The organism is Polynucleobacter sp. es-EL-1 (assembly GCF_018687975.1).
GTDB lineage: Bacteria > Pseudomonadota > Gammaproteobacteria > Burkholderiales > Burkholderiaceae > Polynucleobacter.
Genome location: NZ_CP061310.1, coordinates 84650 through 97782 on the forward strand (window position 1 = coordinate 84650; position 13133 = coordinate 97782).

Below are 13133 nucleotides of genomic sequence, written 5' to 3' on the forward strand. Positions count from 1 at the left end.
TACTAAGGATTCGATATGGGTAAGGTCACTGGATTTATGGAGTTTGAGCGCGTAGAGGAAACCTACGAAGCTCCCGTTAAACGCCTCCATCACTACAAAGAGTTTGTTGCCACATTGACGGACGATGAAGCTAAAGTACAGGGTGCGCGCTGTATGGATTGCGGCATTCCATTTTGTAACAATGGCTGTCCAGTGAACAACATCATTCCGGACTTCAATGATCTGGTGTTCCATAACGACTGGAAAAATGCTTTAGATGTTTTGCAATCTACCAATAACTTCCCCGAGTTCACCGGCCGTATTTGCCCTGCGCCTTGTGAGGCTGCATGTACCTTAGGTATCAATAGCACTGCTGTAGGCATTAAGTCTATTGAGCACGCCATTATTGATAAAGGTTGGGACAGTGGTTGGGTTAAGCCGCAACCATCTAAAACAAAGACTGGTAAAAAAGTCGCTGTAGTTGGCGCCGGACCAGCTGGTATGGCAGCTGCGCAACAACTCGCGCGCGTTGGTCATGATGTGACTGTCTTTGAAAAGAATGATCGTGTTGGTGGCTTGCTGCGCTACGGTATTCCAGATTTCAAAATGGAAAAATGGTTGATCGATCGCCGTGTTGAGCAGATGCAAGCTGAAGGTGTGAAATTTGAAACCGGTGTGTTTGTAGGTAAAGAAGCTATTGGCGCTGAAGTTAAAAATTACTCAACTAAAACCGTTTCACCTGACCAGCTCATGAAAGATTTTGATGCGGTAGTCATTTCAGGTGGTGCAGAGCAGCCACGTGATTTGCCGGTGCCAGGTCGTGAATTGGCTGGCGTCCACTACGCTTTGGAATTTTTGATTCCACAAAATAAAGAAAATGCAGGCGATTTTAAGAACGAAATTTCTGCAGCTGGTAAGCATGTTGTTGTGATCGGTGGTGGTGATACCGGATCTGATTGTGTTGGAACATCCAATCGTCATGGTGCTGCAAAAATTACCCAGTTTGAATTGTTACCACAGCCACCAGAAACTGAAAACAAGCCTTTGGTATGGCCTTACTGGCCAACCAAGTTACGTACATCCTCTTCGCACGAAGAGGGTTGTGAGCGTGATTGGTCTGTTGCAACTAAGCGTTTTGAGGGTAAAAACGGCAAGCTCGAGAAATTAATTGGTGTCCGTTTGGAGTGGAAAGACGGCAAGATGACAGAGATGCCAAATTCTGAATTTGAAATTAAAGCAGATTTGGTTTTCTTGGCCATGGGCTTTGTCTCTCCTGCACAACAAGTTCTCAATGCCTTTGGTGTTGAAAAAGATGCCCGTGGAAACGCAAAAGCAACTGTTGATGGTCAAAATGCCTATCAAACCAACATTCCAAAGGTATTTGCTGCTGGCGATATGCGTCGCGGCCAATCTCTGGTGGTTTGGGCAATTCGTGAAGGTCGTCAGGCAGCTCGTGCTGTAGATGAGTATTTAATGGGGTCTTCTGTTCTGCCGCGATAATATCGAGGATATGAACAGTAGCCACTCCAATTCGGTGGAAGTGAAGCAAAAAACCTCTAGCGGTGGCCATGGCGAAGTTGTAGTTCAAATTAAGGACGTCAACTTTTCCTATGCTCCCGGCGAGCGGCAAATCCTCTCGGGGCTCAATATGGAGTTCCGCCGTGGTCAAGTGGTTGCGGTGATGGGTGGCTCTGGTTGTGGCAAGACGACCATCTTAAGATTAATTGGCGGTCAATTTGCTGCTCAGTCAGGTCAAGTTCTGTTTGAGGGTCGCGATGTTGGCAAGATGACCTCTGCAGAGCTGATGCTTGCGCGACGTCGTATGGGAATGCTATTTCAGTTTGGCGCCTTATTTACCGATTTGAGCGTTTTTGAAAACGTTGCCTTTCCCCTGCGTGAACATACCAATTTGAGCGAAGACTTATTGCGCTCACTCGTTTTAATGAAACTCAATGCAGTCGGTTTGCGTGGCGCACGTGACTTGATGCCATCGCAGATTTCCGGGGGGATGGCCAGACGCGTTGCACTTGCTAGAGCAATTGCTTTAGACCCCCCCTTGATCATGTATGACGAGCCATTCGCAGGTCTTGATCCTATTTCATTGGGGATTACGGCGCGTTTGATTCGAGATTTGAATAATGCCTTGGGTGCTACCAGCTTATTGGTAACGCATGATGTTGAAGAGACGTTTGAAATTGCGGACTATGTGTACTTCATCGCTAATGGCCGAATTGGTGCGCAGGGCACGCCCCTAGAGTTAAGCCGCTCCACCGATCCTTTTGTGCGTCAGTTCTTGGACGCATCTCCTGATGGTCCGGTACCGTTTCATTATCCTGGACAGACTCTCGCAGAAGATTTTGGGGTGAGTCTGAAATGAGCATCTTTCATAGAGCTTTAGATCTTTTCGGTGACCTTGGTTTTTTTGTTCGTCGTAACTTAACAAGTCTTGGGCTCGCAGCGCGCATGTTTGCAGCGGTGATCTGGCGTTCTGGATTTTTATTAAAGCGGCCTCGTTTAGTTTCTGACCAGATTCTGTTTGTAGGCAATCACTCTTTTGTGATCATTGCGGTATCTGGTTTATTTGTTGGCTTCGTCTTAGGTCTGCAGGGCTATTACACTCTCAATCGTTATGGCTCAGAGCAGGCATTGGGATTGTTGGTTGCGTTATCGCTCACTCGTGAATTAGGGCCTGTCATTACCGCCTTGCTCTTTGCTGGCCGTGCCGGTACTTCGCTGACTGCTGAAATTGGTCTCATGAAAGCTGGTGAACAGTTAAGCGCTATGGAAATGATGGCAGTAGATCCATTAAGTCGTGTGATTGCACCGCGTTTATGGGCAGGCATTATTGCCATGCCAATTTTGGCAACTATCTTTACCGCAGTGGGTGTGATAGGTGGTTATTTTGTTGGCGTGCCTCTGATCGGAGTAGATTCAGGCGCTTTCTGGTCGCAGATGCAAGGTGGGGTGGATCTATTTTCTGATATTGGTAATGGACTCATCAAAAGCTTGGTATTTGGTGTAGCAGTTACCTTTATCGCGCTTTATCAAGGATTTGAAGCGAAACCTACGCCGGAGGGCGTATCTCAAGCAACTACCCGTACAGTAGTCATTTCTTCTTTGTCGGTTTTGGCATTGGACTTCTTGTTAACTGCGATGATGTTCTCGAATTAGAAAGAATAAACTGGAACTCTTATGAGAAAAAGTGCAATTGATGTTTGGGTCGGAATTTTCGTAGCCATCGGTTTGTTGGCTGCCTTATTTCTTGCATTGAAAGTCGGCAATATGAATGCCGTCTCATTTGCACCTACTTATAAAATTTCAGCGCGCTTTGATAATATCGGCGGCCTCAAGCCTCGCGCACCAGTCAAGAGTGCAGGTGTTGTTGTTGGCCGCATTGCCAATATTTCTTTTGATGATCAAACCTATCAGGCTACTGTGGTGATGACTATCGAAGATACCTATAAATTCCCCAAAGACTCCTCTGCCAAGATTTTGACTTCAGGACTATTGGGCGAACAGTACATTGGTCTTGAGGCTGGAGGATCAGACGATATGTTGGCTTCTGGCGACAAGATTACCCAAACCCAATCAGCAGTTGTTTTAGAGAATTTGATCAGTCAGTTTCTCTATAACAAAGCTGCTGATAGTGGACAGGATAAAGGTCAGGACGCTGCAAAATAATGACCTTATTTGCCAAACTCAAACGCTGGATATTGCTGTGCTTTGTCACGACTATGGTTGGTTGTGCATCGATACCTGCTGGGGTTCAGCCATCTCCACAAGATCCTTGGGAGCCATTTAACCGTTCCGTGTTTGAGTTCAATGAAGGCTTAGATGCTTACGTACTCAAGCCGGTGGTTGCTGGATATCGTTTTGTTTTGCCGGAATTTGTGCGCGATGGTATTTACAACTTCTTTAGCAATTACAGTGATATCTATACCGCCCTTCAAAACCTATTGCAGGGAAAGCCAGATTACGCCTTTAGCGACCTCATGCGAGTGGTGGTGAATACCACCATGGGTCTGGGTGGTCTGATTGATTTGGCTACCCCCGGTGGCCTTGAAAAACACAAAGAGGATTGGGGTCAAACCTTTGGGGTTTGGGGTATTCCATCGGGCCCATATGTTGTTTTGCCATTTTTTGGTCCGAGCAATGTGCGTGACACCTTTGGTACTGCTGCGGATTTAGAGTCAGATTACTTATTTAGATTGTTGCCTGATGTTGCCCTGAGAAATAGCTTAACGGGTCTTAGGGTGGTCAATTCCCGCAATACCTATTACGAGGCAGGCGACCTATTGGATGGAGCTGCCATTGATAAGTACAGCTTTATGCGTGATGCTTATATTCAAAGACGGGAATATCAAATCAATGAGGGTCGCGAAGATAGAGAGCCTTTGATGCCCCCTTACCAAAATCCTTATGAGTAATATTGGCTGGGTACATCAGATTGATGAAAAGGCTAAAATGGCCTTTAATCATCAGCCCAGAGCGAGGAAATATGAAAATCCAAAACATCTTTAAACAATGCTCCGCCGTATTGCTCTCAACTGTATTTTTGATGATCGGCAATCTTGCTGCTCAACCAGTTGATCAATCCACTCCTGATGGCTTAATTAAGAGTGTGGTTTCTGATGTCATGGCTTCCGTTAAATCAGACCCCGAAATTCAAAAGGGCAATATCCCTCGCATCGTTGATTTGGTGGAAAAGAAAATTGTTCCCTACACTGATATGCGCCGCACTACAGAAATGGCAATGGGCCCCAATTGGAAAAAAGCCACCCCTGAGCAACAGACCCAACTAGTGAGCGAATTTAAAAGTTTACTGATCCGTACTTATTCAGGTGCTTTAAGCCAATTGCGCGATCAGACAATTCAATTTAAGCCCTTGCGCGCAGCTCCTGATGATAAAGAAGTAGTCGTGAAAACCGTGGTGATTGGTCGTGGAGATCCAATACCTTTGGACTACCGTCTTGAGAAAACGCCGAATGGCTGGAAAGTCTACGATATGAATATCATGGGTGTTTGGCTCATTGAGGCTTATCGTAATCAATTTGCTAATCAAATTGGTCAAAATGGCGTTGAAGGGTTGGTGAAGTTTTTGCAAGATCGAAATAAGCAACTTGCTGCCGCTAAGCCCGCCAATTAAAGATTATTGATACATGCCATTTTCATTGCCCGTCTCGGTTACGCAGCAGAACATTCTGCAATTAGAAAAAGATGGCCTTTTAAATTTGGCTGCACTCAGAACGATTGATTGTGGACGCCTGCAAGATTTTGATTCAACCGTCTTGACCCTACTTTTAGCTTGGCAGAAAAAATTACAAGCCGATCAACAGCAGTTGGTGCTGATCAATACCCCAGAAAAACTAAAAGTGCTAGCAAGTGTTTATGGCGTCTCTGCATTGCTAGGTTTGTCATAGCATGCCCTCTGCAATTTCAATTCAGAAGATATCTAAAAATTACGGAGCCCTTCAAGCGCTCAATGATGTCTCTCTCTCAATAGAGCAGGGTGAGTTTTTTGGTTTGCTTGGGCCTAATGGCGCTGGCAAGACTACCTTGATTTCTATTTTGGCTGGTTTGGTGAATGCAGATCATGGGCATGCGGCCATTATGGGCGCCAATGTGCAGAGCCAATTTCGGGATGCGCGCCGCATGCTTGGCGTTGTTCCTCAGGAATTAGTATTCGATCCATTTTTTACTGTGAGAGAAACCCTCCAGTTCCAGTCTGGGTACTTCGGAATTCGTCATAACGATGCTTGGATCGAGGAGATCATGACTAACCTTGATCTCATGAATAAGGCAGATAGCAATATGCGATCGCTATCGGGTGGTATGAAGCGCCGCGTGTTGGTAGCCCAAGCGCTGGTCCACAGACCACCAGTCATTATTTTGGATGAACCAACCGCCGGTGTTGATGTCGAATTGCGCCAATCACTCTGGCAATTTATTAGCCGCTTAAACCAAGATGGTCATACGATCGTCTTGACAACCCATTACCTTGAAGAAGCTGAAGCCTTATGCCAGCGTATTGCCATGCTTAAGCAGGGAAAAATTGTTGCTTTAGACACTACGGCAAATTTGCTAAGCCAGTATGGATCGGTTAAGAAGGATGGCGAAGGTAAGGCAGACTTAGAGGATGTCTTTGTCAACATCATGTCAGGGAATGCAATATGAAGCCCGCTCTGAATAAACCCGTGATTTCCTATGGGAGTGGTTTTCCCACATTGCTATTAAAAGAAGTAAAACGCTTCTACAAGGTAGCCTTTCAAACGGTTGCTGCCCCCGTACTTACTGCCGTTCTATATCTCATGATTTTTGGTCATGTCTTGGAAGGCAAAGAAGTATATGGTCGTCTTAATTACACCGCCTTTTTAATTCCAGGCCTAGTCATGATGAGTGTTTTGCAAAATGCGTTTGCCAATACTTCATCTTCCCTTATCCAATCTAAGGTAACGGGCAACCTGGTATTTGTGTTGCTTGCCCCATTTAGCCATTTGGAGTTTTATGCTGCCTATGTATTGGCTGCAGTATTTCGCGGAATCGTTGTGGGATCTGGGGTATTAATCATTACGGTATGGTTTGCCATGCCATCTTTTGAATACCCAATCTGGATTATGGTTTTTGCCCTTCTGGGTGCTGCCATTTTAGGAAGCATGGGTTTAATAGCAGGCATTTGGGCTGATAAATACGATCAATTGGCTGCATTTCAAAACTTCATCATCATGCCGGCAACGATGTTATCGGGCGTGTTTTACTCGATTCATTCTTTGCCTGCAGCATGGCAAACGGTCTCCCATTTCAACCCCTTCTTTTACATGATTGATGGGTTTCGTTATGGCTTTTTTGGCGTGTCTGATATCTCACCATGGAGCAGCTTGGGAATTGTGCTGTGCTTCTTCATAGTGGTTTCAGTCATTGCTTTACGGTTATTGCAAAAAGGCTATAAGTTAAGAAACTAGTGATGTATTGAATATCTACAGTTAAGTTAACGAATAAAGAGTAGAACTGAATAAAGATGAGGAGATTGTGATGCTGCCAACCCCAGAGCAAATCGAGGGCTATATCAAACAAGGCATACCCTGTACGCACATTAAAGTGGAGGGCGATGGTCAACATTTTTTCGCGACTATTGTGAGTCCAGAGTTTGAGGGAAAGCGTCTTATCCAAAGACATCAGCTGGTCTATGGTGCCATGGGTGATCGCATGAAGGCAGAGGTCCATGCTTTATCGATTAAGGCATTTACTCCGCAAGAGTTTGCTCAAAACCCGAATACTTAAAATACGAATTCTCCTGTTACTGGATTAGATTGATGGATAAATTACGAATGACTGGTGGTACCCCATTAAAGGGTGAGGTGGTAATTGCGGGCGCCAAAAATGCGGCCTTACCAATTCTCTGCGCTTGTTTATTAACTGACCAGCCAGTTGTTTTGCATAACGTTCCAGATCTGCAAGACGTTCGTACTATGCTCAAGCTGTTACAGGAAATTGGGGTGACAGTGAGCTTCCCTGATGCGAGTAATCGTAATCATGTCATCCTTCATGCGGCCAATATTCAGAGTTCTGAAGCAACCTATGAAATGGTGAAAACCATGCGCGCTTCCATTTTGGTGCTCGGGCCATTGCTTGCCAGAATGCATAGTGCCAAAGTATCTTTGCCGGGTGGCTGTGCAATCGGTGCTCGCCCTGTAGATCAGCACATTAAAGGCCTTAAGGCCATGGGTGCCACGATCAAAATTAAGAGCGGGTACATTCAGGCAGAAACAAAATCCCCTTCAGGTCGCTTAAAAGGCGCATCTATCTTGACGGACATGATTACCGTTACTGGTACGGAAAACTTGCTGATGGCAGCAACTTTGGCTTTGGGCACTACGACCCTAGAGAATGCTGCGCGCGAACCAGAAGTGGGTGATCTGGCCGAGTTGCTGGTAAAAATGGGTGCAAAGATCACTGGTATTGGCACAGATCGTCTGGTCATTGAGGGTGTAGAAAAGCTTCACGGTGCAGAGCATGCGGTAATTGCTGATCGTATTGAGGCAGGTACTTTCTTATGCGCTGTTGCCGCAACCGGTGGTGAAATCTTGGTTAAGCACTGTCGTCCAGACACCTTGGATGCCGTGATCGTCAAACTCAAAGAGGCGGGTTTAGAGATGGAAGTCGGGTCTGATTGGATTAAAGCCCGCATGAACGGTCGCCCCAAGGCCGTGAGTTTTCGAACCTCTGAGTACCCAGCCTTCCCAACGGATATGCAGGCCCAGTTAATGGCGGTCAATGCCATTGCCCAAGGAAACGCCACGATTACCGAGACGATCTTTGAAAACCGTTTTATGCACGTTCAGGAAATGAATCGTTTGGGCGCAGATATCGCCATTGAAGGTAATACGGCTATTGCTCAAGGTGTTGAGAGCCTATCTGGAGCGGTCGTAATGGCGACGGATTTACGCGCTTCCGCTAGCTTGGTGATTGCCGGTCTGGCTGCGCAAGGGGAAACTCAAGTGGATCGTATTTATCACCTAGATCGTGGATATGACCGTATGGAGCAAAAGTTGACCCTACTGGGGGCCAACATTCAGCGTATCAAGTAAGCCTGATGGATAATTAGTCCATGAAGTTAACTTTAGCCCTTTCGAAGGGGCGCATCTTCGAAGAAACCGCCGAGATCTTATCCAAGATTGGCATTCGCCCGCTTGAAGATCCTGAGAAGTCACGCAAACTCATTATTGAGACCTCTAATCCTGATGTCAGACTCATTATTGTGCGCGCCTCTGATGTACCCACTTATGTCCAGTTTGGCGGTGCCGATTTTGGGGTTGCAGGTTTGGACGTCTTAATGGAAAACGGTACTGATGGTTTGTATGTGCCGTTTGATTTGGATATTGCTAAATGTCGTATGTCTGTTGCCGTTAAAGATGGCTTTGATTACGTAGCAGCGGTTAAGCAAGGATCACGCCTAAAAGTAGCAACTAAGTATGTTAACTGCGCACGTGAGCACTTCGCTAATAAAGGTGTACATATCGATACGATTCATTTGTATGGCTCGATGGAGTTGGCGCCTCTGGTGGGTTTGGCCGATGCGATTGTGGATCTAGTGTCTACAGGAAATACTTTGCGCGCTAATGGATTGGTTGAGGTTGAAGAAATTGCTAATATCAGCGCGCGCTTGGTTGTCAATCAAGCTTCCTATAAACGTAAGCGTGCCCAGCTTCAACCATTCTTTGATTTGTTGAAGTAAGTCAGAAGATCAACATGTCAGCCGTCAATATCAAACGCCTCAATAGCAAAGATGCTGGGTTTAAAGAAACCTTGCTCGCCAGCCTTTCTTTGCCGATGGCTGATGATGCAGCGATTGATGCTGCAGTAGTTAAGATCCTATCGCGCGTCAAAGAAGAGGGTGATGTCGCTGTTCTGGACTTCACGAAACAATTTGATCGTTTAAATGTTGCTAGTGTTGCGCAACTGGAAATTTCTAAACAGGATTTAGAAAAAGCGTATATAGATTTATCGGCAGAGCAAAAAAATGCTTTGGACATTGCCGCACAAAGAGTGCGTGAATATCATGAGAAGCAGAAAATTGAGGCAGGTTGCCACTCTTGGGAGTATGAAGAATCTGATGGCACACGCTTAGGTCAAAAGGTCACAGCATTAGACCGCGTTGGTATTTATGTTCCTGGTGGTAAAGCGGCTTATCCATCCTCGGTGCTCATGAATGCCATTCCCGCAAAAGTCGCTGGGGTGAGTGAAGTAATCATGGTCGTGCCTACTCCGGATGGCGCGCGCAACCCATTGGTGCTGGCTGCCGCCTTTCTATCAGGGGTTGACCGAGTCTTTACGATTGGTGGAGCACAGGCAGTTGCTGCTTTAGCCTATGGCACTAAAACCATTCCGCCCGTCGATAAAATCGTCGGTCCAGGTAATGCTTATGTAGCAGCTGCTAAACGCAGAGTATTTGGCACGGTTGGTATCGACATGATCGCTGGCCCATCGGAAATTCTCATCTTATGTGACGGCTCAAGTAATCCTGATTGGATTGCAATGGATTTATTTTCTCAAGCTGAGCATGATGAGTTAGCGCAATCAATTTTGCTTTGCCCAGATGCGCAATTTATTGAGCAAGTACAAAAAAGTATTAACAAGCTATTGCCCGAGATGCCCAGAAAGAAAGTGATTGAAGCATCGCTTGCTAATCGTGCTTTATTGATTCAGGTAAGCGATATGGGCGAGGCTTGTGAGATTGCCAATGCGATTGCTGCAGAGCATTTAGAAATCTGCGCTACCGAGCCACGTAAGTGGGCGGAGTTCATTCGTCATGCGGGCGCGATTTTTATGGGTAATTACACCAGCGAATCTTTGGGCGATTATTGCGCAGGACCCAATCATGTTTTGCCAACAGCTCGTACAGCGCGCTTTTCATCCCCACTGGGCGTATATGACTTTATTAAACGCTCGAGTATGATTGAAGTGAGTGAGGCAGGCGCACAAACTTTAGGTGCCGTAGCTAGCACCCTCGCTCATGGTGAAGGTTTGACTGCGCACGCCCGAGCTGCTGAAATGCGCTTGAAAAAATAAATACCTCAGTAAATTCAATACTAAAAAATTGATTGAATTGCGTTTTAGTTGCTAGCCAGAATTTCTTTCAAGGCTAGGATTAATTCATTGCACTGATCGTCCGTGCCAATGGTGATGCGCAAGAATTGTTCAATACGTGACGATGTAAAGTGCCGCACGATAATTCCGCGATCGCGCAAGGCCTGATATAACTTTCCACCAGCATGCTTTGGGTGGCGCGTGAAAATAAAATTCGCTGAAGAAGGCAAAGTTTCAAAGCCAAGTGTTGCTAGCTCTTTCACCAGACGTTCGCGAGTTTGAATCACCTTTGCGGAGCTTGTTTCAAGATGCGCCTGATCTTCAATCGCTGCAATGGCTCCAGCTTGGGCTAAACGTCCCAGGGGGTAGGAGTTAAAGCTATTCTTAACGCGCTCTAAACCTTCAATCAGCACAGGATGGCCTACCGCAAAACCGACGCGCAAGCCAGCCAATGCCCTTGATTTAGAGAGGGTGTGCACTACTAATAGGTTTTCTGGGCAGACTGCCCCACGAAGGAGGGGAATACAAGACTCTGTACCGTAGTCGACATAGGCTTCGTCGATGACTACTACCGAATCGGTATTGATTTTGAGTAATTTTTCAATTTCGGAGCGAGGAATCGCGCGTCCGGTTGGGGCATTGGGGTTGGGGAAAATAATGCCGCCATTGGGTAATGTGAAGTCACTGACACGAATTTCAAAGTCTGATCCTAAGGGGATCGCTTCATGAGTAATCCCAAATAACTTGCAGTAAACGGGGTAAAAGCTATAGGAAATATCCGGAAACTGGACTGGCTTTGCTTGTTTTAATAGACCTAGGAAGACGTGGGCTAGAACCTCATCCGAGCCATTTCCCAAAAAAACCTGTTTTGGATCTAAGCCGTGCAATTGAGCGATTGCCTTCTTTAAAGCAAGTCCCTCTGGATCTGGGTAAAGCCTTAAATCATCATTATTTTGCTGTGCTATGGCTGCTAGTGCCTTTGGGGAAGGGCCGTAGGGGCTTTCATTGGTATTGAGTTTGACCAGTCGCTCCATTTGCGGCTGCTCCCCTGGGACATAGGGGGTAAGGGTGTGAACAACGGGGCTCCAAAAACGGCTCATGAGGGACTCTAGTCAAAAATCAGCAAATTTATTAAATACCGACATTGAAAGAGACAAAGTCGATATTTATATCGGTATTAGGAATGATATTATGAGGCTTCAATCAACACTTCGCCTCGCGGCGCACGCAAGCATGCGGCAAGCTGATGTAACCCGAAATACTTCGGAAACCAAAATTCAAATTGCTATCAATTTAGATGGCACTGGGAAAGCTGAGCTAGCCTCTGGCGTCCCCTTTTTAGATCATATGCTCGATCAAATTGCCCGTCACGGCATGATTGACTTAAAAGTAGTCGCAAAGGGCGATACGCATATCGATGATCATCACACTGTTGAGGATGTGGGTATTACTTTGGGCCAGGCGTTTGCCAAAGCAGTAGGTGATAAAGCGGGCATTACCCGTTACGGTCACTCTTATGTCCCCTTAGATGAGACTTTATCTCGCGTGGTGATTGATTTCTCGGGCCGGCCTGGTTTGGAATTCAATGTTCCTTTTACACGGGCGCGTGTTGGTGATTTTGATGTGGATCTCAGCATTGAGTTTTTCCGCGGCTTTGTTAACCACGCCGGGGTGACTTTACATATTGATAACCTACGTGGCATTAATGCCCATCATCAGATTGAAACGGTATTCAAGGCATTTGGCCGTGCATTGCGCATGGCTCTAGAGCTTGATCCACGTGCGTCAGGTGTTGTTCCTTCTACTAAGGGTAGTCTGTAATAAGAATCCTCTAGCAATCTATAGAAGATAGAAGACTGCCAAAAAACACTAAAGAATATAGGTCAAGAGTTGGCGCAAACAATTGCGATCGTTGATTATGGAATGGGTAATTTGCGTTCCGTATACCAAGCCTTTCATCATGTGGCGCCTGATGCAAATGTGTTGATTGCGCGCAAGCCCGAGGAAATTCTTGCCGCTGAGCGCGTCGTGCTACCAGGGCAAGGTGCAATGCCTGACTGCATGAAGCATTTAGAAGAGTCAGGCTTACTAGAAGCTTTGTTAGATGCGGCAAAAATTAAACCTTTACTAGGTGTCTGTGTTGGAGAACAAATGCTGCTTGATCGCAGTGCTGAAGTGAGGGCTGCAGACAATGCCACTTGGACTACCTGTTTAGGATTAATTCCAGGTGAAGTACGGCGTTTTGAGCTGGCTGGTCAATTGCAGGCTGATGGTTCAGCCTATAAGGTTCCCCATATGGGTTGGAATCAAGTACGCCAAGATCGAAAGCATCCGATTTGGGAGGGCATTCCGGATATGACTAGCTTCTATTTTGTACACAGTTATTACGTTGTACCGCAGCGTAATGAAGATATTGCTGGCTCAACTCAATATGGTGATTGGTTTACTTCTGCTCTGGCAAGAGATAACATTTTTGCAACCCAGTTTCATCCAGAAAAAAGTGCAGAATACGGATTAAGACTCTACAAAAATTTTGTTTCTTGGCAACCTTAATATTTTCTAACGTACTA

16 protein-coding genes are annotated in these 13133 nt (G+C 45.9%); 15 read left to right on the forward strand and 1 reads right to left on the reverse strand.

The window, feature by feature from the left end:
* Positions 1-15 precede the first annotated feature (15 nt).
* The 13 genes from FD974_RS00490 to hisD all read left to right on the forward strand — a co-directional run bounded on the left by FD974_RS00490 (position 16) and on the right by hisD (position 10545).
* Entirely contained in the window at positions 16-1479 is a 1464-nt protein-coding gene (locus tag FD974_RS00490) for a glutamate synthase subunit beta (protein ID WP_215364803.1), read from the forward strand.
* Between the two features lie 10 nt (positions 1480-1489).
* On the forward strand, positions 1490-2356 hold the full coding sequence (locus FD974_RS00495; protein ID WP_251374608.1) for an ABC transporter ATP-binding protein: 867 nt from the start codon (positions 1490-1492) through the stop codon (positions 2354-2356).
* Positions 2353-3150, forward strand: coding sequence for a lipid asymmetry maintenance ABC transporter permease subunit MlaE (mlaE, locus tag FD974_RS00500; protein WP_215364807.1), 798 nt, complete (start codon positions 2353-2355; stop codon positions 3148-3150). The genes FD974_RS00495 and mlaE overlap by 4 nt, the downstream gene beginning before the upstream one ends.
* A 21-nt stretch (positions 3151-3171) precedes the next feature.
* Positions 3172-3660, forward strand: coding sequence for an outer membrane lipid asymmetry maintenance protein MlaD (gene mlaD / locus FD974_RS00505; protein WP_215364809.1), 489 nt, complete (start codon positions 3172-3174; stop codon positions 3658-3660).
* Positions 3660-4406 (forward strand): VacJ family lipoprotein, encoded by a 747-nt coding sequence (locus FD974_RS00510; protein WP_251374609.1) that lies wholly within the window; start codon positions 3660-3662, stop codon positions 4404-4406. Before mlaD ends, FD974_RS00510 begins: the two co-directional genes overlap by 1 nt.
* 71 nt (positions 4407-4477) lie before the next feature.
* Positions 4478-5125: a phospholipid-binding protein MlaC gene (locus FD974_RS00515; protein WP_215364811.1), complete on the forward strand. Its 648-nt coding sequence runs from the start codon at positions 4478-4480 to the stop codon at positions 5123-5125.
* 13 nt (positions 5126-5138) lie between these two features.
* Positions 5139-5399, forward strand: a complete 261-nt coding sequence (locus FD974_RS00520) for a lipid asymmetry maintenance protein MlaB (protein ID WP_215364813.1) — start codon at positions 5139-5141, stop codon at positions 5397-5399.
* 1 nt (position 5400) lies between these two features.
* Positions 5401-6153 (forward strand): ABC transporter ATP-binding protein, encoded by a 753-nt coding sequence (locus FD974_RS00525; RefSeq protein ID WP_215364815.1) that lies wholly within the window; start codon positions 5401-5403, stop codon positions 6151-6153.
* Complete coding sequence (locus tag FD974_RS00530) at positions 6150-6938, forward strand: ABC transporter permease (RefSeq protein ID WP_215364817.1); 789 nt, start codon at positions 6150-6152, stop codon at positions 6936-6938. Before FD974_RS00525 ends, FD974_RS00530 begins: the two co-directional genes overlap by 4 nt.
* Before the next feature lie 70 nt (positions 6939-7008).
* Positions 7009-7257 (forward strand): BolA family protein, encoded by a 249-nt coding sequence (locus tag FD974_RS00535; protein WP_215364819.1) that lies wholly within the window; start codon positions 7009-7011, stop codon positions 7255-7257.
* 32 nt (positions 7258-7289) lie between these two features.
* Positions 7290-8564, forward strand: coding sequence for a UDP-N-acetylglucosamine 1-carboxyvinyltransferase (gene murA, locus FD974_RS00540; RefSeq protein ID WP_215364821.1), 1275 nt, complete (start codon positions 7290-7292; stop codon positions 8562-8564).
* 20 nt (positions 8565-8584) lie between these two features.
* Positions 8585-9211 (forward strand): ATP phosphoribosyltransferase, encoded by a 627-nt coding sequence (hisG, locus tag FD974_RS00545; RefSeq protein ID WP_215364824.1) that lies wholly within the window; start codon positions 8585-8587, stop codon positions 9209-9211.
* A gap of 14 nt (positions 9212-9225) precedes the next feature.
* Entirely contained in the window at positions 9226-10545 is a 1320-nt protein-coding gene (gene hisD / locus FD974_RS00550; protein ID WP_215364827.1) for a histidinol dehydrogenase, read from the forward strand.
* Between the two features lie 44 nt (positions 10546-10589).
* On the opposite strand, the gene hisC is transcribed toward hisD, so the two are convergent.
* Positions 10590-11663, reverse strand: coding sequence for a histidinol-phosphate transaminase (gene hisC / locus FD974_RS00555; protein ID WP_215364830.1), 1074 nt, complete (start codon positions 11661-11663; stop codon positions 10590-10592).
* Positions 11664-11796: 133 nt separating this feature from the next.
* Between hisC and hisB the strand changes: the two genes are divergently transcribed.
* Positions 11797-12384: an imidazoleglycerol-phosphate dehydratase HisB gene (gene hisB / locus FD974_RS00560; protein ID WP_062307133.1), complete on the forward strand. Its 588-nt coding sequence runs from the start codon at positions 11797-11799 to the stop codon at positions 12382-12384.
* A 69-nt stretch (positions 12385-12453) separates the two neighbouring features.
* Positions 12454-13116 (forward strand): imidazole glycerol phosphate synthase subunit HisH, encoded by a 663-nt coding sequence (gene hisH / locus FD974_RS00565; RefSeq protein ID WP_215364832.1) that lies wholly within the window; start codon positions 12454-12456, stop codon positions 13114-13116.
* The last annotated feature ends 17 nt before the right edge of the window (positions 13117-13133 follow it).